Source organism: Limnohabitans radicicola, from assembly GCF_014837235.1.
Taxonomy (GTDB): Bacteria; Pseudomonadota; Gammaproteobacteria; order Burkholderiales; family Burkholderiaceae_C; genus Limnohabitans_A; species Limnohabitans_A radicicola.
Genome location: NZ_JACYFT010000002.1, coordinates 799,200 through 820,562, shown reverse-complemented (window position 1 = coordinate 820,562; position 21,363 = coordinate 799,200). Strand labels below are relative to the sequence as shown.

The following is a 21,363-nucleotide window of genomic DNA, read 5'->3' as shown; positions in this document are numbered from 1 at the left end:
GACTTTCCAATGGCTGGCCACAGCAAATGGGCAAATATTCAGCACCGCAAGGGGCGTCAGGACGAAAAGCGTCAGCGCATCTGGACCCGGTGCGTGCGCGAAATCATGGTCGCGGCACGCACGGGCGGTGGTGACGCGGCCGCCAACCCGCGCTTGCGTCTGGCCATCGAAAAAGCCAAGGCGGCCAATATGCCCGCCGACACCATCAAGCGCAACATCGACAAGGCCACCGGCAACCTTGAAGGCGTCAATTACGAGGAAATCCGCTACGAAGGCTATGGCATTGGTGGTGCGGCCATCATCGTGGACACCATGACCGACAACCGCGTGCGCACCGTGGCCGATGTGCGCCACGCCTTCAGCAAATACGGCGGCAACATGGGCACCGAGGGCTCGGTGGCTTTCCAGTTCAAACATTGCGGCCAGCTGATTTTTGCGCCCGGCACGAGCGAGGATCGGGTCATGGAAGTGGCGCTGGAAGCCGGTGCCGAAGATGTGATCTCGGACGAAGAGGGCGCCATCGAGGTGCTGACCGCCCCCGGTGACTTTGAGGCCGTCAAGAACGCGCTGGAGGCCGCAGGGCTGGTGGCCGACATGGCCGAAGTCACCATGCGTGCGGAAAACACCATTGCACTGACTGGCGAAGACGCCGCCCGCATGCAGAAATTGCTGGATGTGCTGGAAGACCTGGACGATGTGCAGAACGTGTTCCACAACGCCGAAATCGCCGAATAAGCCCCCCAAGAATTCAAGGAAGTTTGATGAAAGTACTGATCGTCGGCAACGGAGGCCGTGAGCACGCCCTGGCCTGGAAAATGGCGCAGTCGCCCAAGGTGCAGCAGGTCTATGTCGCCCCGGGCAACGGGGGCACAGCGCGTGACAAGACCCTGGTCAATGTACCGATCACCGATGTCAAGGCCCTGCGCCAGTGGGCGCAGGACAACCAGATCGTGCTCACCGTGGTCGGCCCCGAAGCCCCTCTGGCCGCAGGCGTGGTGGACGAGTTCCGCGCGCACAACATGCGCATTTTTGGCCCGACCCAGGCGGCAGCCCAGCTGGAAAGCTCCAAGGCTTTCTCCAAGGCGTTCATGGCGCGCCACCAGATTCCGACAGCCGCCTTCGACACCTTCACCGACCCGGTGGCGGCCCACGCCTATGTGGACCGCATGGGGGCGCCCATCGTGGTCAAGGCCGATGGCCTGGCCGCAGGCAAGGGCGTGGTGGTGGCCATGACCCTGGCCGAAGCGCACGAGGCGGTGGACTTCATGCTGCTGGACAACACCCTGGGTGTGGCGCACAACGCAGGCGGTGCCCGTGTGGTGATCGAGGAATTTTTGCAAGGCGAAGAAGCCAGCTTCATCGTCCTGTGCGACGGCAAGAACGTCACGGCCTTGGCCACCAGCCAGGACCACAAGCGCCTGCTCGACGGTGACGCAGGCCCCAACACGGGCGGCATGGGCGCGTATTCGCCCGCACCCGTGGTCACGGCCGAGGTGCACGCCCGCGCCATGCGCGAGGTGATCCTGCCCACCATCCGGGGCATGGAAAAAGACGGCATTCCCTACACCGGGTTCCTTTACGCTGGCCTGATGATCGACGCCCAGGGCAAGCCCAAGACGCTCGAATTCAACTGCCGCATGGGCGATCCGGAAACCCAGCCGATCATGATGCGCCTCAAATCCGACCTGTTCGACGTGATGATGGCTGCCACCAGCGAAGGCCTGGACAAGGTCGAACTGGAATGGGACCGCCGCGTGGCATTGGGCGTGGTCATGGCTGCTGCAGGCTACCCGATGAGCCCGCGCAAGGGCGACGCCATCACCGGTCTGCCCGCTGACAGCCTGGACGCCATGGTGTTCCATGCCGGTACAGTGGCTCAGGATGGCCAGACCGTGACCTCTGGGGGGCGCGTGCTGTGCGTGACGGCATTGGCCGATTCGGTCAAGCAGGCCCAGCAAAAAGCATATGAGCTGGCGCAAGGCATCCACTTTGACGGCATGCAGTACCGCCGCGACATCGGCTACCGCGCCATCAAGCACTGAGGTCCGTTCATGAGCACACCGCACCCCGTTCAGTTCAAAGGTTCGGCCCTGGCACGGGCCCTGTTGAAATTGCTGGGCTGGAGGGTCGAATTCCAGGGTTTGCCTGCGCTGCAGGGCATGATCGTGGTGTATCCGCACACCAGCAATTGGGATTTCCCGATCGGGTTGCTGGCCAAATGGGCCATCGGTATCCCGGCGCACTTCTGGGCCAAGGATTCCCTGTTCAAATTCCCGATGGTGGGGCACTGGATGCGCTGGGTGGGTGGTATTGCCATTGACCGCAGCGCCCCAAAGGGCATGGTGGCCTCGGTGGTGGACGTGTACACACAGCACCGCCAGGACAAGCGCTTGCTGTGGATGGCGGTGGCGCCCGAGGGCACGCGCAGCCTCACCACCGGCTGGAAAAGCGGTTTTTACCAGGTGGCGGTCGGGGCGCAGGTGCCCGTGGCGTTGGTGCGCTTTGACTGGGGGCGTCGTACTTTGTCTTTTGTGGACTTTGTGGATTTGACGGGGGATGTGGAGGCCGATTACGCCCGGATGGCGCAGGTCTTTGCGGGTGTACAGGGCTGCCGCCCTGAATTGGCAGGCCCCGTTCGACCAATGCCCAAGACCGACACAACATCAGAAAAGAAATGACACGGCATGAGTGACGTGATTGACATCGCACAGGTGCGCGGCTACCTGACCAGCCTGCAGGCCCGCATCACCGATGCGCTGAACGACATCGACCCCACGCCCTTTGTGACCGATGCCTGGGAAAAACCTGCGGGCGAAAAGCTCCAGGGCAACGGCATCACCAAGATCATGGAAGGTGGCCCGGTGTTCGAGCGTGCGGGCTGCGGCTTTTCGCATGTGACCGGGCCGCAGCTGCCGCCTTCGGCCACGCAGCACCGCCCGGAGCTGGCGGGTGCGCCTTTTGAGGCCATGGGCGTGTCGCTGGTGTTTCACCCGCGCAACCCGCATGTGCCCACGGTGCACATGAACGTGCGCATGATCGCGGCCAAGCCCGAGGGCAAGGACCCGGTGGCCTGGTTCGGTGGCGGCATGGACCTCACGCCATATTACGGCCACGACGAAGACGCGGTGCATTTCCACCAGACCTGCAAGGACGCGCTGGACCCGTTTGGTAGCGCGCTCTACCCGCGCTTCAAGACCTGGTGCGACCAGTACTTCTGCAACAAGCACAGGAGCGAGCAGCGTGGCGTCGGCGGGGTGTTCTTTGACGACTTTGCCGAACTGGGCATGGTGCGCAGCTTTGCCATGCTGCAAAGCGTGGGCGATGCTTTCCTGAAGGCCTACCTGCCCATCGTGCACCGCCGCAAGGACCAGCCCTGGACCGAGCACGAGCGCGATTTCCAGCTCTACCGCCGTGGCCGTTATGTCGAGTTCAACCTGGTCTGGGACCGGGGCACGCATTTTGGCCTGCAGTCGGGCGGCCGCACCGAATCCATCCTGCTGTCCATGCCGCCCGAGGTGCGCTGGTCCTACCAGCGGCGCGATCCGGTGGGCTCACCCGAAGAGCGCCTGCTCAGCCACTTCCTGGTGCCCCGGGACTGGGTGTGAACAAACCGCTGCGCATCGGTGTGTTTGGCGGGGCGTTCGATCCGCCGCATCTGGCCCACGTGGCCTTGGTGCAGTCCGCGATCGCGCAGCTGCAGCTCGACGAGGTGAGGGTGTTGCCGACGGGTCAAGCCTGGCACAAGGCGCACGGTTTGAGTGATCCAGCGCACCGTCTGGCCATGACCCGTTTGGCCTTCGAGGGCGTGGCGCGGGTGGTGGTCGATGGGCGTGAGTTGGTGCGCACCGGCCCCAGCTACACCGTGGACACGCTGCAAGAGTTGGTATTGGAGCGCCCTGGGGGCCAGCTCTATTTGCTCATTGGCGATGACCAGCGCCGCTCGCTGCCTTCGTGGCATCGGATCGGTGACATTGCCCGGATGGCTATAATTTGCGCCGCAGACCGCGATCCTGACGTCGGAGCCTGGGGTGATGCGCATGTCACCGGAACTTCCGCCCAAGCGTCTTTCTCACTGCCGACCCAAACCCTTCACATGCCGTTGATGCCTTTGAGCGCAACGGACATCCGCCAACGCATTGCCCATCACCAGCCGATCGAGGGACTGGTGCCTGCCGCGGTGGAGCGCTATATTCACGAACACCACCTCTACAGGCCCATTGATGACTGACACCGCTGCCAAAAAAGACATCCAGAAACTCCAACGCTTGATCGTGGATGCCCTGGAGGACGTCAAAGCCCAGGACTTGAAGGTGTTCGACACCGAGCACCTGTCCCCGCTGTTTGAGCGTGTGATCATTGCTTCGGGTACCTCCAACCGCCAGACCAAGGCGCTGGCGGCCAGCGTGCGCGACAAGGTGCGCGAAGCCGGTTTTGGCAAACCCCGCATCGAGGGCGAAGACAACGGCGAATGGATCATTGCCGACTGTGGCGCCGCTGTTGTGCACATCATGCAGCCGACCATCCGCATGTACTACAACCTGGAAGAAATCTGGGGTGACAAGCCGGTGCGTTTGAAGTTCGGTGCGCCCAAGCCGGCTGTGGCCGAGTTGCCCGAGAAAAAGCCCGCAGCCAAAAAAGCCCCAGCCAAGAAAGCCGCTGCAGGCAAATCCGTTACCAAAACGCCAGCCAAAAAAGCCGCCACCAGCAGCAAAGCCCCCGCCAAGTCAGCGGCCAAGCCTGCAGCCAAAGTGGCCCTGAAGGCACCGGCCAAGAAGACCGCGGCCAAAAAAGTGGTGGTCAATGCCCCGGCCAAGACTGTGGCCAAAAAAGCGGTGGCCAAGAAAACCACCGCAGCGCCACGCAAGCTGGTCAAGCCTGCAAGCCGCAAAGGCGCTTAAACCCCCATGAAGCTGCTGATCGTTGCGGTCGGGCAGCGTGTCCCCGACTGGGCACAAACCGCCTGGGACGATTACGCCAAGCGCTTTCCGCCTGAGCTCAAAGTCGAGCTCAAGGCGGTCAAAACCGAGCCACGCGGCTCCAAAACGCTGGAAACCCTGTACGCGGCCGAGCGTGAGCGCATCGAGGCGGCAATCCCGCGCGGCTGCCGCATCGTGGCCCTGGACGAGCGGGGCACCAACCTGACGACCAAAGCGCTCGCCGACAAACTCCGCCACTGGCAACTCGAAGCCGACGATGTGGCGCTGGTCATTGGCGGACCCGACGGGCTGGACCCCGAATTCAAGAAACTGGCGCACGAACGCATCCGGCTGTCTGACCTGACCTTGCCGCACGCCATGGTGCGTGTGCTCTTGATCGAGCAGCTCTACCGCGCCTGGTCGGTCAATGCCAACCACCCTTACCACCGCGAATGACAGCCTTCATCTATCTGGCCTCCCAAAGCCCCCGCCGCAGCCAACTGCTGACACAAATCGGCGTCGAGCACCAACTGCTGCTGCCCGACCCGCACGAAGACGCCGAGGCCCTGGAAGCCGTGCACGGGCGTGAAGCCCCGGCGCGCTATGTGCAGCGCGTCACCGCCTTGAAGCTCGACGCGGCAGTGGAGCGGCTCAAGGCCCAGGGTTTACCTGCAGCCCCTGTGCTGTGCGCCGACACCACGGTGGCGCTGGGCGGCGAGATTCTGGGAAAACCCGCTACGGCCAAAGACGCGGCGCTCATACTCCAGCAGCTGTCGGGGCAGACCCACCGGGTGCTGACGGCCGTGGCGGTGCAAAAAGGGCGCCAGCGCGTGACGGCCCTGTCCGAGTCCTGGGTGCGCTTTGCGGCCATGACGCCAGCGCAGATCAAGGCCTACGTGGCCACGGGCGAGCCTATGGGTAAAGCCGGTGCTTATGGCGTGCAGGGCCGGGCGGCGTCGCACATAGAACAGATCCGCGGCAGTTATTCCGGCATCATGGGCCTGCCGCTGTTCGAGACTGCGGCGCTGCTGCGCCAGCTTGGCGTGCGTTGCTGACCGTTCCCATTTCAACATTCCCATCATGCAACAAGACATCCTGATCAACTGGTCTCCCCAGGAAACCCGCGTGGCCGTGGTCGAGTTCGGGGCAGTGCAGGAACTGCATGTCGAGCGCACCCTCGAGCGCGGCCTGGTGGGCAACGTCTACCTGGGCAAAGTGGCCCGTGTGTTGCCAGGCATGCAGTCGGCTTTCATCGACATCGGGCTGGACAAGGCGGCCTTTTTGCATGTGGCCGATGTCTGGCAGCGCCAGCCCGATGGCGACATGCCCGCCGCGGCCCGCACGGGCCAGCCGCTGGTGCCAATCGAAAAACAGGTTTTTGAGGGCCAGGCGCTCATGGTGCAGGTGATCAAGGACCCGATTGGCACCAAAGGCGCCCGGCTGTCCACGCAGATCAGCATTGCGGGGCGCCATCTGGTGTTTTTGCCGCAGGATGACCACATTGGCGTCTCGCAAAAAATCCCCTCGGACCAACGCGATGCGCTGCGTTCGCGGCTGCAGGCCCTGGTGGGCACCGCTGGCGGCGGGTTCATTTTGCGCACCAACGCCGAAGATTCGAGCGACGATGAGCTGCAGGATGACATCGCCTACCTGCGCAAAACCTGGGCACGCATCAAGGACGCTTCTACCCGTTTGCCGCCGACCTCGCTCCTGCACCAGGACCTGACGTTGCTGCAGCGTGTGCTGCGCGATCTGGTGGGTGAACGCACGCAGAGCATCCGCATCGATTCGCGTGAGCAGTTCGATAAGTTGGCGGCCTTTGCCTCCGAGTTCATGCCCAAGGCGGCTGAGCGGCTGCAGTTGTACAAGGGCGAGCGGCCGATTTTTGACCTGTACGCGATCGATGAGGAAATCGCCCGGGCGCTGGGCCGCCGGGTGGACCTCAAGTCCGGCGGCTACCTGATCATTGACCAGACCGAGGCCCTCACCACGGTGGACGTGAACACGGGCGGGTATGTCGGGGCGCGCAACTTCGAAGACACGATTTTCAAGACCAACTTGGAGGCGGCACAGGCCATTGCGCGCCAGCTTCGCCTGCGCAACCTGGGCGGCATCATCATCGTCGACTTCATCGACATGAGCCGCGCCGAGCACCAGGACGCGGTGTTGGCCGAATTCAAGAAGCAGCTTGCGCGCGACCGGGTCAAGACCATGGCGGGGGGCTTTTCGTCGCTGGGCCTGTTGGAGATGACGCGCAAGCGCACCCGCGAGTCGCTGGCGCACATGCTGTGCGAGCCTTGCCCCAGCTGCCAGGGCAAAGGCATTGTCAAAACCCCACGTTCGGTGGTGTACGACATCCTGCGCGAAATCCTGCGCGAGGCGCGTCAGTTCAACCCGCGCGAGTTCCGGGTGGTGGCGTCACCTGCGGTGATCGATTTGCTGCTGGACGAGGAAAGCCCGCATCTGGCGGGCTTGTCGGACTTCATTGCCAAGCCGATCTCGCTGCAGGCCGAGGGCTCGCTCGGCCCCGAGCAGTACGACATCGTCCTGCTCTGAGCCCGCAGCTGCGCCGTGCTCAGCCCTGTGCCGGCTGGGCCCATTCGCCCCGGCTGTGCAGCCGGGCATAAGCGCCGCCCCGCGCCAGCAATTCGGCAGGCGTGCCTTGCTCCACGATGCGGCCATGCTCCATGACCACCACGCGGTCGGCGTGTTCGATGGTCGACAGGCGGTGCGCCACGATCAAAGTGGTGCGGCCTTGCATCAGCACCTTGAGGGCGTCTTGCACCAGACGCTCGGATTCGTTGTCGAGCGCCGATGTGGCTTCGTCCAGGATCAGGATGGGCGCGTTTTTGTACAGTGCCCGGGCAATCGCCAGTCGCTGGCGTTGCCCGCCTGAGAGCTGTCCCGCGTTGTGGCCGAGCAAGGTGTCCATGCCTTGCGGCAGCTGCTGCACATGCCCCCAGAGGTTGGCCGCTTGCAGGCAGGCCTGAATTTGCGCCCGGTCAGCGGGCAGGCCCAGGCACACGTTGGCCTGCACGGTGTCGTTGAGCATGACCACGTCCTGGCTGACCAGGGCCAACTGGGCCCGCAGGCTGGCCAGCGTCCAGTCGGGCAGGGCGTGGCCATCGAGCAGCACTTCACCCGTGGTGGGCTCGAGAAAGCGCGGCAACAGATTCACCAAGGTGGTTTTGCCGGCACCTGAAGTGCCCACGAGTGCCACGATTTCACCGGGCTGGACCGTGAGGTCAATGCCGTCCAGTGCGGGCGGGGCATCGGCTTTGAACTGGATGCCGACCTGCCGCCATTCGATGAGACCCTTGGCGCGTGTGCTCTGGTAGCTGCCTTCTGATTCGGTGGGGGCGTCTTTCATCAAAGACAAGCCCCGCTCGATGGCGGCCAGGCCTCTTGTGATGGGGTTGGCCACATCGGCCAGCCGCTTGATGGGGGCCACCAGCATCAGCATGGCGCTGATGAAGGCCACAAAGCCGCCCACTGTGGTGCCGCCCGTGCCGCCCTGGCTTTGCACCAGCGCGATGCTCAGCACCAGCGACAGCGCAATCGCTGCCATCATCTGGGTCAGCGGGGTGATGGCGGCAGACGCTGCGGTGGATTTGAGGGCCAGACCACGCAGTTGTCGGCCCAACAGTTCAAAGCGTTGGACCTGTGCTGACTGGGCACCATGCAGTCGCACCATCCGATGGGCGAGCACGTTTTCTTCCACCACATAGGCCAGGTCATCGGTGGCTTGCTGGCTTTGCTTGGTCAGACGGTACAGGCGTCTGGACAATGTTTTCATGATCCAGCTCAGCCCCGGCGCGACCAGGAACACCACCAGGGTGAGCTTCCAATTGATCCACAGCAGGTAGCCCACCAGCGCCAGCAGTGTGAAGCCGTCGCGCGTGAGTCCGATCACCGCCGATACCAATTGCACTGCGCCGTTCTGCACTTCATAAACGATGGTGTTGGACAGGGCGCTGGCCGATTGCCGTGAAAACAGTCCGAGCTCGGCGCGCATGAGCTGGCCAAAGAGGTCCTGCCGCAGTTTTTCCATGCCGTCGTTGGTGATTCTGGCCAAGGCAAATTGCCCCAGGTAAAAAGCGATGCCCCGGATCAGGAAGATGCCGATCACGGCCACGGGAACAGACCACAAGGGCAAGGCGTTCTGGGCGAAGCCCTTGTCCAGCAGCGGCTGGAACAGGGCCGGGATCATGGGTTCCGTGATGGCCGCCACCAGCGTGGCGAGGATGGCGATGGCCCAGATGCCCCGCTGTTGTCCGAAATAGCCCTTGAGGCCGAGCAAGCGCTGGCGGATGCTGTCCTGGGCTGGGCTGGGGGCGGCTGGGGCGTTTGGGGTGGTCATAGGGCTCTTCCATTGTAAGAGGCTGGCCGCTGCAGCCCATGCGAGGGCGGTGTGACTGAAAGTTGTTGCATGTTTGTGCCTCGCAGCACCCAGAAATGCAGTTTCTCCGGTGTACGATTCCCTCTGTCGATTTGGAGACCTTGACGCCCCATGATGGATTTGCCTCATTTATTGCTGAAATTGCGTGTCTGGCTGGGCTTGTGGCTTGGACTGTCGCTGGCTTGGCCTGCTGCAGCCCAGTTCCGTGTGGAAGTCACGGGCGTGGGCATGACCCAGCTGCCGGTGGTGATTGCCCCTTTCAAGGGCGAGTCTGCAGCGCCGCAAAAACTCGCAGCCATCGTGCAGGCGGATCTCGAGCGCAGCGGCCAGTTCAAAGGGCTGGACGCCTCCGGCACGGTGCTCGACGAAACCAGTCGCCCCGATTTTTCGCCTTGGCGTCAGCGCTCGGCGGAAGCCCTGGTCGCAGGCAGCGTCTCGCGCCTGGCCGATGGCCGCTACGACGTTCGCGCGCGCTTGTGGGACGCGGTCAAAGGCCAGGAAAAATCCGATTTCCGGGACACGGTTTCTGCCGGTGACCTGCGCCTGTCGGCCCACCGCATGGCCGACTGGGTCTACGAAAAGCTCACAGGCACGCCCGGTGCTTTCGCCAGCCGCATCACTTATGTGACCAAGCAATCGGGCCGCTATACGCTCTGGATTGCCGACTCGGATGGCGAGAACGCCCAGTCGGCGCTCAGCAGCCCCGAGCCCATCATCTCGCCCTCCTGGTCGCCATTGGGCGGGCAGGTGGCTTATGTCTCTTTTGAATCACGCAAACCCGTGATTTATGTCCATGAAGTCGCCAGTGGCCAGCGCCGTGCGGTGGCCAACTTCAAAGGCTCCAACAGCGCCCCTGCATGGGCACGCGATGGCCGATCCCTGGTCGCCACGCTGACGCGCGACGGCGGCTCGCAGCTGTACCGCATCGACCTGGCCGGGGGCGAGCCCCGCCGCTTGACGCAGTCGGGCAGCATCGACACCGAGCCGGCATTCTCGGCAGACGGCTCGCAGATTTATTTTGTGAGCGACCGGGGCGGCAGCCCCCAGATTTACCGCATGCCCGCACAGGGCGGCAATGCCGAAAGGGTCAGTTTCAATGGCTCCTACAATATCTCCCCGACGCTCAGTGCCGATGGCCGCTGGATGGCCTATGTGCAGCGGCAGGGCGGTCAGTTCCGCTTGCAGCTGATGGACCTGGCGACTGGTCAAAGCACCGCCCTGACCGATACCGGCGCGGACGAGCGTCCCAGTTTTGCACCCAACAGCCGTCTGTTGGTGTATGCCACCCAGCAACAAGGCGAAGCCCTGATGACCACCACGCTCGATGGCCGCATCAAGGCCCGCTTGTCTGGCAAAGGCGGCGATATCCGGGAACCCCATTGGGGCCCTTACCGCAAATAATTTTTTTATATGGAGTCTGTGAAATGATGAAGAAACTGCTTGGCGCCATGGCGCTCGTGGCCTTGTTGGCTGGTTGCGCCTCTGGCGTGAAACTGGACGATGTGCCTGTTGAGGACAAATCCGCCACATCGTCGGGTGTATCGACCAGTGGCGTGGGCGCAGGTGACAGCCAGGCCTCTTCGGTTGCCCCCGTGCTGGCCGACAAGTCCGGCAGCGGCATCGGTCCGGTGGGCACCGCCCATGTGGTGCTGTTTGACTACGACAGCTTTGTGGTGCGTGCCGATGCGCGCCCTGTGATCGAGAGCCACGCCCGCTTCCTGCAGGCCAACAAGCAACGCAAGGCTACACTGGAAGGCCACACCGACGAGCGCGGTGGCCGCGAGTACAACCTGGCTTTGGGCCAAAAACGTGCCGAAGCCGTGCGCCGTGCCTTGAGCTTGCTGGGTGTGCCCGAGAGCCAGCTCGAAGCCGTGAGCTATGGCAAGGAAAAGCCTGCCGCTGAAGGCTCGGACGAGTTGTCGCTGGCGAAGAACCGCCGCGTCGAAATCCGGTATTGATCCATGCGCGGCACAAGCTTGGGCGGACTCGCGCAGCGCTTGCTGACGGCGGGCCTGTTGGCCTTGTCGTTGGCTGGGGCATCGCAGGCGGGGCTGCTGGAAGACGATGAGGCGCGGCGCGCCATCCTTGATCTGCGCCAACGACTCGAAGCGAGCAACAACAACATCAAGGCCATGGGCGAAGAAAACGCCCAGCTGCGCCGTGCCCTGCTGGACCTGCAAGGCCAGATCGATGGCCTCAAGTCCGACATCTCCAAAGGGCGAGGGCAGCAAGAGCAGCTCGCGCGTGACCTGTCCGACTTGCAGCAGCGCCACAAGGACACGCAAGCCGGTCTGGACGAGCGCTTGAGAAAGTTCGAGCCCGTCAAGGTCACGGTGGATGGCCGCGAATTTGCCGCTGATGCGGCAGAAAAGCGCGACTATGAGCAAGCCCTGGAGGTCTTCCGCAAGGGCGACTTTGCGGCGGCCCGTTCTGTGCTGGCGGCTTTTGTGCAGCGCTACGGTCAAAGTGGGTATCTGCCCTCGGCCTTGTTCTGGCTGGGCAATGCCGAGTACGCGACCAAAGATTACAAGGAGTCGATGACGCGGTTCCGTCAGATGCTCGCTGCCGCACCTGCGCATGTGCGGGCGCCTGAAGCCATGCTGGCCATCTCCAATGTGCAGCTGGAGCTCAAGGACAGCAAGGGGGCCCGCAAGACCCTGGAAGAGCTGATCAAGACCTACCCCGACTCCGAGACGGCGCAAGCCGCCAAAGACCGGTTGGCCCGCCTGCGCTGAGCCTTGCCATGACGGCCGAACAACTGCAGTGGCAGACCTTGGCTGTTTTGGGTCTGGCGTTTGCCGCCTCCCTGGTGCTGGGCTTCGTTTTGCACCGCAGCCATTTTTGTGCCATGGGCGCCGTCAGCGACTGGCTGCTCATGGGCAACGCCCAGCGTGCACGCCAATGGGCCCTGGCCCTGGCCGTGGCCATTCTCGGCTTTGCCGGCTTGATGCTGTGGTCCGGCATCAGCCCGCTCAACACGATCTACAACACACAACGCCTGCCTTGGTTGTCTTTGCTGCTGGGCGGGTGGTTGTTTGGCGTGGGCATGGTGCTGGGCTCGGGTTGTGCCAGCAAGGCGTTGGTGCGGCTGGGTGCAGGTAACCTGAAATCACTTGTGGTGCTCATGGCCATGGGCATGGCGGCTGTGGCCACCCTCAGAGGCTTGCCCGCCGTGTGGCGCGTGCAAGGCGCTGACCGTGTGGACACGGCCTGGGGTGTGGGGCCTTTTGCCAGCCAGTGGCTGGCGCATTTTGCGGGCTGGAGCTTGCCTTGGGCCAGCGCTGCGTTGGCGCTGTGTTTGGCCTTTGGCCTGGTGGTCTGGGTTGGGCGCGATCCGTCGTTCCGAGCAGGCAGGCATGTCTTTGCTGGGATCGGTGTGGGCCTGGTGGCGGTGTTGCTGTGGTGGTGCTCGGGCGTGCTGGCCTGGGTGCCTGAGCACCCTGAAACCCTCGAATCGGTCTTCCTCACCACCGCCAGCGGGCGCATGGAGTCCATGAGTTTTGTCGGCCCGGTCGGTTTCTGGCTGGACGCGTTCATGTACTACAGCGATGGCACCAAGCGTGTGAGCTTTGGCATGGCCATGCTGCCGGGTGTCGTGCTCGGCGCGGCCCTCAGTGCTTGGCGCTCGGGCAGCTTCCGCTGGGAAGGATTTACCCAGCCTCAGGACCTGGTCCGCCATCTGGTGGGCGGTGTGCTGATGGGCGTGGGTGGCGTCATGGCATTGGGCTGCACCTTTGGGCAGGGCTTGAGCGGCTTGTCGACCTTGAACCTGGGCAGTGTGCTGGCCACGGCGGGCATCGTGCTGGGGGCGGTGCTGACCCTGAAATGGCAGATGGCGCATGACTGATCCGGCTTGGGTCGAGCAGGAAGATCGCCGTTTTGGCGGCCTGCAGCGTCTGTACGGTGTGCATGGTGCTGCGCAGATCCGTGCGGCGCATGTGGTGGTGGTGGGCATCGGCGGCGTCGGCTCCTGGACGGCAGAAGCGCTGGCGCGCAGCGGTGTGGCGCGCCTCACGCTGATCGACATGGACCACATCGCCGAGTCCAACGTGAACCGCCAGATCCATGCACTCACATCGACCCTGGGCCGTGCCAAGGCCCTGGCCATGCAAGAGCGTATCGCCGAGATCCACCCGACTTGCCAGGTGGACGTGGTGGACGACTTTGTGGGGCCCGATAACTGGCCTGCCTTGTTGCCCGCCGAGCCCGATGCCCTGATCGATGCGTGCGATGACGCCAAGGCCAAACTCGCTTTGGCCGTCTGGGCGCGGCAGACCCGAACCCCGTTTGTGTGCGTGGGAGCTGCAGGTGGCAAGCGCCTGGCGCACAAGGTGGATGTGGACGATTTAGCCCTCGCCACGCACGACCCCTTGTTGGCCCGCTTGCGTTACCAGTTGCGCAAGCACCATGGCGCGCCGAAAGAAGGTAAACGCATGGGCGTGTGTTGCGTCTTCAGCCGCGAGGCAGTGGCGCCGCCCGATGCGTCTTGTGCCATCGAGGGCGATGGTTCGCTCAACTGCCACGGCTACGGCTCGTCGGTGGGGGTGACGGCGACATTCGGTTTGTGTGCAGCATCAGAAATTTTGAATTTTTTGGCGAGCGGGTCTTCGAAGGCCAAAAAATGACGCTATAATTTGAGTCTTGCTGCAGTGCTACGGCGGTGCAGCAAAGGGACCATAGCTCAGTTGGTAGAGCAGCGGACTTTTAATCCGTTTGTCGTGGGTTCGACCCCCGCTGGTCCCACCAATTCAAAAGCACTTTGTATTCGCGTACAAAGTGCTTTTTTCATGGCTGCGCTCAACAGCTTGGCGCTTGTCGCACAAAAAAAGCCCGAGCACTGCCGGGCTGTTTTGTTTGAATCAGGCCATGGCTTGCAATTGCTCGGTGAGCTCCAGCCATCGCTCTTCGAGCGTGGCCATTTCATCGGTGAGGGCCTTCAGGCGGCGACCCGCATCTGCAATCTCAGCTGGGGGCAGCGGTGTGCTCAGCTGCTGCTCCAGCGCGGTTTTTTCCTTTTCGATCACGGCCATGCGCTGCTCGCTTTGTTCCAGTTCTTTTTTGAGCGGGCGGGTTTGCGAGGCCAACTGCTGGCGTTTCTGGGCGTCCAGCTTGCGCTGTTCGGCGCTGCTGGCGCTTGGCGTTGACGAAGGTTGGGGCGTGGCTACCGCGACCGGAGCGACGGCCACGGGCGCCTCTGGCGGGACATTTCTGGCCGAGTTTTTGGCTTCTTCGCGCAAGCGCTTGGATTCATCGAGCAGGTACTTCTGGTAGTCGTCCAGGTCGCCATCAAAGGGCTCGACCTTGCCCCGGCCCACCATCCAGAATTCGTCACACACCGCACGCAGCAAGGCGCGGTCGTGGCTGACCAGCATGACGGTGCCTTCGAACTCGTTGAGCGCCATCGACAGCGCCTCGCGGGTGGCCAGGTCCAGGTGGTTGGTGGGCTCGTCCAGCAGCAGCAGGTTGGGGCGCTGCCACACGATCATGGCCAGCACCAGGCGGGCTTTTTCGCCGCCGCTCATGGTGCCCACGGCCTGCTTGACCATGTCGCCTGAGAAGTTGAAGGTGCCCAGGTAGTTGCGCAAATCCTGCTCGCGGCTGGGCTCGCCACTGGCCAGTTCCTTGGCCAGGCGGATCATGTGCTCCAGCGGGTTGTCCTGCGGGTGCAGCACATCGAGTTCCTGCTGCGCAAAGTAGCCGATGTTCAGGCCCTTGCCTTCGGTCAGTGTGCCGCTCAATGCAGGCATGGTGCGGGCAATCGTCTTGACCAGGGTCGACTTACCCTGGCCGTTGGCACCCAGAATGCCGATGCGTTGCCCGGCCAGCACCGATTTGCTCACGCCCTGCACGATGGTTTTGAGCGCACCGTCCACCATGTAGCCAAAGCTCGCCTCGCTGATGGCCAGCATCGGGTTGGGCAGGTTGTTGGGCTCCTTGAACTCGAAGGTGAATTCGGCCTCGGCCAGCAGCGGGGCCACTTTTTCCATACGCTCGAGCGCCTTGACCCGGCTTTGCGCCTGCTTGGCCTTGCTGGCCTGCGCCTTGAAGCGGTTGATGAACTTTTGCAGGTGGGCGATCTTGTCCTGCTGCTTGGCAAATGAGGCCTGTTGCAGTTCCATCTGCTGGGCGCGCAGGATTTCAAACGCGGTGTAATTGCCGCCGTAGCGTGTCAGCTTGGCTTGCTCGATGTGCAGCGTCACATCGGTCACCGCGTCCAGAAACTCCCGGTCGTGGCTGATCACGATCATGGTGCCCGTGTAGCGTTGCAACCAGGCTTCGAGCCAGACCAGGGCATCCAAATCCAGGTGGTTGGTGGGCTCATCGAGCAGCAAAATGTCCGACGGGCACATCAGCGCGCGGGCCAGTTGCAAGCGCATGCGCCAGCCGCCCGAGAAGCTGTTGACCGGGTTGTTGAGTTCATCCACCCGAAAGCCCAGACCCAGAATGAGCGCTTCAGCGCGGGGCAGGGCGTCGTGGTCCCCCGCGTCAGCCAGATCGGTGTAGACGTGGGCCATCTCCATGCCGTCGCCACTGGCTTCGGCTGCGGCCAGGCGTTGGCGCAGTTCGGCCAGCCGGGTGTCACCTTCCAGCACAAACTCTGATGCCGGCTGGTCGGTCTCGGGCATGTTCTGCGCGACCTGTGCCATGCGCCAGGCTTTGGGCATTTCGAAGTCGCCACCGTCTTCGTGCAGCGTGCCGTTGAACAGCGCAAACAAGGTGGATTTGCCCGCGCCATTGCGCCCGACCAAGCCGACTTTTTCTCCGGGGTTGAGGGTGACCGATGCCTGGTCGAGCAGCACTTTGGTGCCGCGACGGAGGGTGACGTTTCTGAGGTTGATCATTGTTCTTGTTAGGATTTTTGTGGGAGCCGCGCCCTCGTGGCGATGAGGTGCACGCTGTGCGTGAAGGGCGAAATCATCGCGACGGGGGCGTCGCTTCTACAGTGTCAGCAGGGCATCCCTTGTGACCAGGAGCACCTGGTCGTCACCCGCGCTGGTGTCCAGCCAGGCGACTTCGAGGTGGGGGAACGCGGCGACAAAGTGCCCGGCTTCGTTGCCGATCTCCAGCACCAAAACGGCGTGTTCGGTCATGCGTGAGGGGGCGTCTTTGAACAGCTGGCGCACAAAGTCCATGCCGTCGGCACCGCCCGCCAAAGCCAGTTCAGGCTCGGCCCGGTACTCGGCGGGCAGCGCGTCCATGCTGGCTTGGCAGACATAAGGTGGGTTGCACAGGATCAAATCAAAGGGGCCAGGCAGGGCCGCGAGGCCATCGCTGTGCACCAGCTGTACGCGCTCTTGCAAGTCGTGGCGCTGCACGTTGATGGCGGCCACGGCCAGCGCATCATGAGAAATGTCGGCCCCGGTCACTTGCACCTCGGGCCAGGCCAGCGCCGCCAGCAAGGCCAGGCTGCCGTTGCCGGTGCACAGGTCCAGCACGCGGGTGGTTTGGTCGCTGAGCCAGGCGTCAATCGTCCCGTCGGCCAGCACTTCGGCGATCAGGCTGCGCGGCACGATGGCGCGCTCGTCGATGTAAAACGAGACGCCTTGCAACCAGGCCTCATGCGTGAGGTAGGCGGCTGGCTTGCGGGTGGCGATGCGCTCGTTGATCAAGGCTTGCACCAGCGCCTGCTGCTCAGGCGTCACCATCTGATCAGTCACTTCGTCCAGATCGGTGTCCAGCGGCAAGCCCAGACGCCAAAGCACCAGCCAGACGGCTTCGTCAAAGGCGTTCAGGGTGCCGTGCCCGAAGGCCACGCCCGCAAGCTGTAGCCGCTCGACGGACTGTTCGATCAGCCCAGACAGGGTCATGGCGCTCATGCGGACAGGCCCGCGTTGAGTTGTTCCAGTGTGCGGCGGTAAATGGCTTTGAGGGGCGCGATGTCGGCCAGCGCCACGTGCTCGTTGACCTTGTGGATGGTCGCGTTGGGCGGGCCGAACTCGATGACCTGCGGGCAGATTTGCGCGATGAAGCGGCCGTCGCTGGTGCCGCCGGTGGTGGACAGCTCGGTTTTCAGACCCGTTTCGTCGGCAATCGCTTGTTGCACAGCGGCCACCAAGGTGCCGGGCGTGGTCAGAAACGGCAAGCCGCCGATGGTCCACTTCAAGTCGTACTGCAAGCCATGCTGGTCGAGCACGGCCGTGAGGCGCTGCTGCAGGCTCTCGGGCGTGGATTCGGTGCAAAAGCGGAAGTTGAAGTCCACCACGCAGTCGCCGGGGATCACGTTGCTTGCGCCCGTGCCCGCGTGGATGTTGCTCACTTGCCAGCTGGTGGGTGGGAAGAAGGCGTTGCCTTCGTCCCATCGGATGGCGACCAGATCTGCCAGCGCCGGGGCCAAGCGGTGGATCGGGTTGTCGGCCAGGTGCGGGTAGGCGATGTGGCCCTGCACGCCCCGGACGGTCAACTTGCCGCTCATGGTGCCGCGTCGGCCGTTTTTGATCATGTCACCCGTCTGCTGCACAGAAGTGGGCTCGCCCACGATGCAGAACTGCGGCGTGTCGCCACGGGCCTTCAGGCGTTCACAGACGACCACCGTGCCGTCCACTGCGGGGCCTTCTTCGTCGCTGGTCAGCAAAAACGCGATGCCCAATGCCGGGCTCGGATTGGTGGCTAGAAATTCCTGTACCGCCACCACCATGGCCGCCAGCGAGGTTTTCATGTCGCTCGCGCCGCGCCCGAACAGCTTGCCGTCTTTGTGCGTGGGGGTGAAAGGGTCGCTGTCCCATTGCGCGAGCGGCCCCGTGGGCACCACGTCGGTGTGCCCTGCAAAGGCCAAGGTCTGGCCCGAGGTGCCCGTACGCTTGGCCCAGAGGTTGCGAACGCGGAAGGTGTCGGGGCCGGAATCCATGAATTCGCAGTCAAAGCCCAAGGGCTTCAAGGCATCGGCGATCACGTCCATGCAGCCCGCGTCATCCGGGGTGACGGACGGCTTGGCGATGAGCTGCTCGGCCAGTCGCAGGGTGTCGTGGCAAACAGGAGGGCGTGTGGTGGCGTTCATGGCTCAGACCTTGTGCGGGTGGGCGTGCACAAAGCGGGCGATGCGTTCGGCCGCTTCCAGGCATTCGGCGGTTTCGGCCACCAGCGCCATGCGGATGCGGCCCCGACCAGGGTTGCTGCCGTTGAACTCGCGCGCCAGGTAGCTGCCCGGCAGCACGGTGACGTGCTCGTGTTCGTACAGCGCTTTGGCGAATGCGGCGTCGTCGCCTTGCCAGCCTGCGGGCACACCGGCCCACAGGTAAAAGCTGGCGTCAGGCAGCTTCACGTCGAGCACTTCGGCCAGCACGGGGGTGACCTGGGCGAACTTGGTGCGGTACAGGTTGCGGTTGTCGACCACGTGGGCCTCGTCGCCCCAGGCGGCGATGCTGGCGGCTTGTACCACCGGGCTCATGGCGCTGCCGTGGTACGTGCGGTAAAGCAGGAACTTCTTGAGCACAGCGGCGTCGCCCATCACAAAGCCGCTGCGCAGGCCCGGCACGTTGCTGCGCTTGGAAAGACTGGTGAACGCGATCAGACGCTCAAAGCCCCGGCCGAGTTTGGCGGCGGCTTCCAGGCCGCCCAGCGGCGGCTCGTCGCGGAAGTAAATCTCGCTGTAGCACTCGTCCGACGCGATGATGAAGCCGTGCTGGTCCGACAGGGCAAAGAGTTTTTGCCATTCGGTCAAAGGCATGACCGCGCCCGTGGGGTTGCCGGGGGAGCAGACAAACACCAGCTGGGTGCGGGCCCAGACTTCGGCGGGCACGCTGTCCCAGTCCGGCGCGAAGTTGCGCGCCGGGTCACTGGCCACAAAGTGCGGTGTGGCCCCGGCCAGCAGCGCAGCACCCTCGTAGATTTGGTAGAAGGGGTTGGGGCTGACGACCGTTGCGCCAGCTTGCGTCGGGTCGACCACGGTTTGTGTCAGGGCAAACAGCGCTTCGCGCGAGCCGTTGACGGGCAGCACCTGGGTCGCAGCGTCCAGTTGAAGGCCATAGCGGCGCTCCACCCAGGCCGCGCAGGCCTGGCGCAGGGCGGGCTCGCCTGCGGTGGCCGGATAACCTGCCAGGCCCGTGCCCAGGGCGTCGCTCAGGGCCTGCATGATGAAAGGCGGGGTCGCGTGCTTGGGCTCACCGATCCCCAGGCTGATGTGCCGCAGGGCAGGGTTGGGTGTGACGGATGCAAACAATTGGCGCAGCCGCTCGAAGGGGTAGGGCTGCAGCTTGGAGAGAAGGGGATTCATAACCCCCGATTATCGGGGATCGGCCCATGGCGCATGGCCCCATGCCCACGGGCGGTGAATGGACCCCGCCAGCGGGTGCTGGACCCGCTGGCTGTGGCGCGTCATTTGACCGACATGGTCCAGGCCCGCACGAAGTTGTCGGCGAAGTGTTTGACCTCAACGTTGCTGCGTGCAGCCCAGGGGATGAACTGGCGGTGCAAGGGCAGGTAATGGACCTGATCGCGCTGCTCCTGCATGGCTTGCCGCACGGTTTCCCTGCGTTTGTTGACATCGGTTTCCACCGCAGCCGCGTCCACCAGATGGTCGAGTTTGGCGTTGCTGAAGCGGCCGAAGTTCCAGGAGCCTTTTTTGGAGGTTTCGGTGGGTGGCGAGTGGAAAATCGGGTCCAGCGTGGTTTGCGGGTCGGTGATCGAGCCGCCCCAGCCCAGCATGTAAAAGCTGGTGTCGTGCTTTTCGAGTTTGGGGAAATACTGGGCACGGGGCATGGCATTGAGTTTGACCTTGATGCCGACCTTGGCCAGCATGCCCGAGACGGCGATGCAAATTTCCTCGTCGTTCACATAGCGGTTGTTGGGACAGTCCAGGCCGACTTCAAAGCCTTGCGGGTAGCCCGCGTCTTCGAGCAGTTTGCGGGCGGCGGCGGTGTCGTATTTGAAGGCGCGGGTTTCCAGCTCGGCAAAGCAGCCCAGCGGTGATGGCGTGACGCAGCCTGTGGCCTGGGCCTGGCCGCGCATGGTGTTCTTGACGATCGCGTCGATGTCGATGGCCTGGTAGAAGGCCTGGCGCACACGCTTGTCCTTGAAGGGGTTTTTGCCCTTGACGTTGCTGTAGAGCAGCTCATCACGCGACTGGTCCATGCCAAAGAAAACCACGCGGTTTTCCATGCCCTGCACGACTTTGAGGTTGGGGCTTTGCATCAGGCGCTGCACGTCCTGCGGAGCGGGGTCCTGCACAAAGTTCACCCCGTCCGACAGCAGTGCCGCGACCCGCGTGGCGTCGCTCTTGATGGGGGTGAAAACGACCTCTTGCAGGTTGCCCGTGACCTTGCGGCCGCCACTGTAGTTCGGGTTTTTCACCAGCACGGTTTTGACATCGGGCTCGCGGCTTTTGAGCATGAAGGGGCCTGTGCCGTTGGCGTTGCGGCCCGCAAAAGTCTCTTCGCGGTTCTTGAAGTCCAGCGGTTTTTCGACCTTGTTCTTGACCGACCAGGCGCGGCTCATGATGTGGAAGGTGGTCGCGTGCTCCAGAAAGATCGGGTTGGGTTTGTCCAGCTTGAAGTCCAGCGTGTGGCTGTCGACCTTGACCGGCTTGCCCATGGCCTGAGCGTATTGGTTCATTTGCGAGGTGGGCAAGGCCGCCCGCTCGACACTGAACACCACATCGTCGGCAGTGAAGGGCGAGCCGTCATGGAACTTGACCCCTTTGCGCAGCCACATCCGCCAGGTCAGAGGCCCGGTCTGCTGCCAGCGCTCGGCCAGCTCGGGGATCAGCTCCAGGTTGTCACCTCGACCCACCAGTGATTCGTACACATGGTTGTTGATGGCGTTGGTCAAGGCCTCGTTCTGCGAGTGCGGGTCCATGGTCTGCGGGTCGCCCTGGTTGGCCCAGCGCAGGGTTTGCGCTGGCGCCTGCATGGTGCTGAAAGCCAGCGCTGTGGCGAGGATCAGATGGCTGAATTTTGGATGCATCACCCAACTCCTTGAAAAACGGTTCGACAGTCTAGCGTCAACGGCCCCATGCTGTCTTTTGACCATGCCCCGGGCCCGGCTGCGAGCAGCGGATTTCAGAGGGCTTGCTCGGTTAACATTGGCCCCACACGGCACCCTTGAAGGTGTTGT

General features: G+C 63.4%; 20 protein-coding genes and 1 tRNA gene. 15 read left to right on the top strand and 6 right to left on the bottom strand.

Annotated elements, in window-relative coordinates; genetic code table 11:
• Positions 1-9: 9 nt before the first annotated feature.
• From IC609_RS11640 to rng, 9 genes are read left to right on the top strand one after another with little or no spacing between them, the layout of a single operon-like run.
• On the top strand, positions 10-735 hold the full coding sequence (locus IC609_RS11640; protein ID WP_191819655.1) for a YebC/PmpR family DNA-binding transcriptional regulator: 726 nt from the start codon (positions 10-12) through the stop codon (positions 733-735).
• A gap of 26 nt (positions 736-761) precedes the next feature.
• A complete protein-coding gene (gene purD / locus IC609_RS11635) occupies positions 762-2,042 on the top strand; it encodes a phosphoribosylamine--glycine ligase (RefSeq protein ID WP_191819654.1) in 1,281 nt (426 codons plus the stop codon).
• Between the two features lie 9 nt (positions 2,043-2,051).
• Positions 2,052-2,678, top strand: coding sequence for a 1-acyl-sn-glycerol-3-phosphate acyltransferase (locus IC609_RS11630; RefSeq protein WP_191819653.1), 627 nt, complete (start codon positions 2,052-2,054; stop codon positions 2,676-2,678).
• Positions 2,679-2,684: 6 nt separating this feature from the next.
• Positions 2,685-3,605, top strand: coding sequence for an oxygen-dependent coproporphyrinogen oxidase (gene hemF, locus IC609_RS11625; RefSeq protein WP_191819652.1), 921 nt, complete (start codon positions 2,685-2,687; stop codon positions 3,603-3,605).
• On the top strand, positions 3,602-4,228 hold the full coding sequence (nadD, locus tag IC609_RS11620) for a nicotinate (nicotinamide) nucleotide adenylyltransferase (RefSeq protein ID WP_333473686.1): 627 nt from the start codon (positions 3,602-3,604) through the stop codon (positions 4,226-4,228). Before hemF ends, nadD begins: the two co-directional genes overlap by 4 nt.
• Entirely contained in the window at positions 4,221-4,898 is a 678-nt protein-coding gene (gene rsfS, locus IC609_RS11615) for a ribosome silencing factor (RefSeq protein WP_191819651.1), read from the top strand. The genes nadD and rsfS overlap by 8 nt, the downstream gene beginning before the upstream one ends.
• Positions 4,899-4,904: 6 nt before the next feature.
• Positions 4,905-5,372 carry a 23S rRNA (pseudouridine(1915)-N(3))-methyltransferase RlmH gene (gene rlmH / locus IC609_RS11610; RefSeq protein WP_191819650.1) on the top strand — a complete coding sequence of 156 codons (468 nt, stop codon included), beginning with the start codon at positions 4,905-4,907 and terminating at the stop codon, positions 5,370-5,372.
• Positions 5,369-5,971, top strand: coding sequence for a Maf family protein (locus IC609_RS11605; protein ID WP_191819649.1), 603 nt, complete (start codon positions 5,369-5,371; stop codon positions 5,969-5,971). The genes rlmH and IC609_RS11605 overlap by 4 nt, the downstream gene beginning before the upstream one ends.
• Before the next feature lie 25 nt (positions 5,972-5,996).
• The gene (gene rng / locus IC609_RS11600; protein ID WP_191819648.1) at positions 5,997-7,472 is read left to right on the top strand and encodes a ribonuclease G; all 1,476 of its coding nucleotides are present in this window, start codon (positions 5,997-5,999) and stop codon (positions 7,470-7,472) included.
• A 19-nt stretch (positions 7,473-7,491) separates the two neighbouring features.
• Here rng and msbA read toward each other — a convergent pair whose 3' ends face one another.
• Entirely contained in the window at positions 7,492-9,276 is a 1,785-nt protein-coding gene (gene msbA, locus IC609_RS11595) for a lipid A export permease/ATP-binding protein MsbA (RefSeq protein ID WP_191819647.1), read from the bottom strand.
• Between the two features lie 153 nt (positions 9,277-9,429).
• Here msbA and tolB point away from each other — a divergent pair, with 153 nt between their 5' ends.
• From tolB to IC609_RS11565, 6 genes are all read left to right on the top strand, one after another.
• The gene (tolB, locus tag IC609_RS11590) at positions 9,430-10,716 is read left to right on the top strand and encodes a Tol-Pal system beta propeller repeat protein TolB (protein WP_225224167.1); all 1,287 of its coding nucleotides are present in this window, start codon (positions 9,430-9,432) and stop codon (positions 10,714-10,716) included.
• 23 nt (positions 10,717-10,739) lie between these two features.
• The gene (gene pal, locus IC609_RS11585) at positions 10,740-11,273 is read left to right on the top strand and encodes a peptidoglycan-associated lipoprotein Pal (RefSeq protein ID WP_191819645.1); all 534 of its coding nucleotides are present in this window, start codon (positions 10,740-10,742) and stop codon (positions 11,271-11,273) included.
• 3 nt (positions 11,274-11,276) lie between these two features.
• Entirely contained in the window at positions 11,277-12,050 is a 774-nt protein-coding gene (gene ybgF / locus IC609_RS11580; RefSeq protein ID WP_191819644.1) for a tol-pal system protein YbgF, read from the top strand.
• Positions 12,051-12,058: 8 nt separating this feature from the next.
• Complete coding sequence (locus IC609_RS11575) at positions 12,059-13,162, top strand: YeeE/YedE family protein (RefSeq protein WP_191819643.1); 1,104 nt, start codon at positions 12,059-12,061, stop codon at positions 13,160-13,162.
• Positions 13,155-13,940, top strand: a complete 786-nt coding sequence (locus IC609_RS11570; protein ID WP_191819642.1) for a tRNA threonylcarbamoyladenosine dehydratase — start codon at positions 13,155-13,157, stop codon at positions 13,938-13,940. The genes IC609_RS11575 and IC609_RS11570 overlap by 8 nt, the downstream gene beginning before the upstream one ends.
• Before the next feature lie 45 nt (positions 13,941-13,985).
• Positions 13,986-14,061 (top strand) — tRNA-Lys (locus IC609_RS11565).
• A gap of 113 nt (positions 14,062-14,174) precedes the next feature.
• On the opposite strand, the gene IC609_RS11560 is transcribed toward IC609_RS11565, so the two are convergent.
• From IC609_RS11560 to IC609_RS11540, 5 genes are all read right to left on the bottom strand, one after another.
• A complete protein-coding gene (locus IC609_RS11560; RefSeq protein WP_191819641.1) occupies positions 14,175-16,157 on the bottom strand; it encodes an ABC-F family ATP-binding cassette domain-containing protein in 1,983 nt (660 codons plus the stop codon).
• Positions 16,158-16,253: 96 nt separating this feature from the next.
• On the bottom strand, positions 16,254-17,132 hold the full coding sequence (prmB, locus tag IC609_RS11555; RefSeq protein WP_191819640.1) for a 50S ribosomal protein L3 N(5)-glutamine methyltransferase: 879 nt from the start codon (positions 17,130-17,132) through the stop codon (positions 16,254-16,256).
• Positions 17,129-18,310 (bottom strand): succinyl-diaminopimelate desuccinylase, encoded by a 1,182-nt coding sequence (dapE, locus tag IC609_RS11550; RefSeq protein WP_191819639.1) that lies wholly within the window; start codon positions 18,308-18,310, stop codon positions 17,129-17,131. Before dapE ends, prmB begins: the two co-directional genes overlap by 4 nt.
• Before the next feature lie 3 nt (positions 18,311-18,313).
• A complete protein-coding gene (gene dapC / locus IC609_RS11545) occupies positions 18,314-19,525 on the bottom strand; it encodes a succinyldiaminopimelate transaminase (protein WP_191819638.1) in 1,212 nt (403 codons plus the stop codon).
• 101 nt (positions 19,526-19,626) lie between these two features.
• The gene (locus IC609_RS11540; RefSeq protein ID WP_191819637.1) at positions 19,627-21,213 is read right to left on the bottom strand and encodes an ABC transporter substrate-binding protein; all 1,587 of its coding nucleotides are present in this window, start codon (positions 21,211-21,213) and stop codon (positions 19,627-19,629) included.
• Positions 21,214-21,363: the final 150 nt, after the last annotated feature.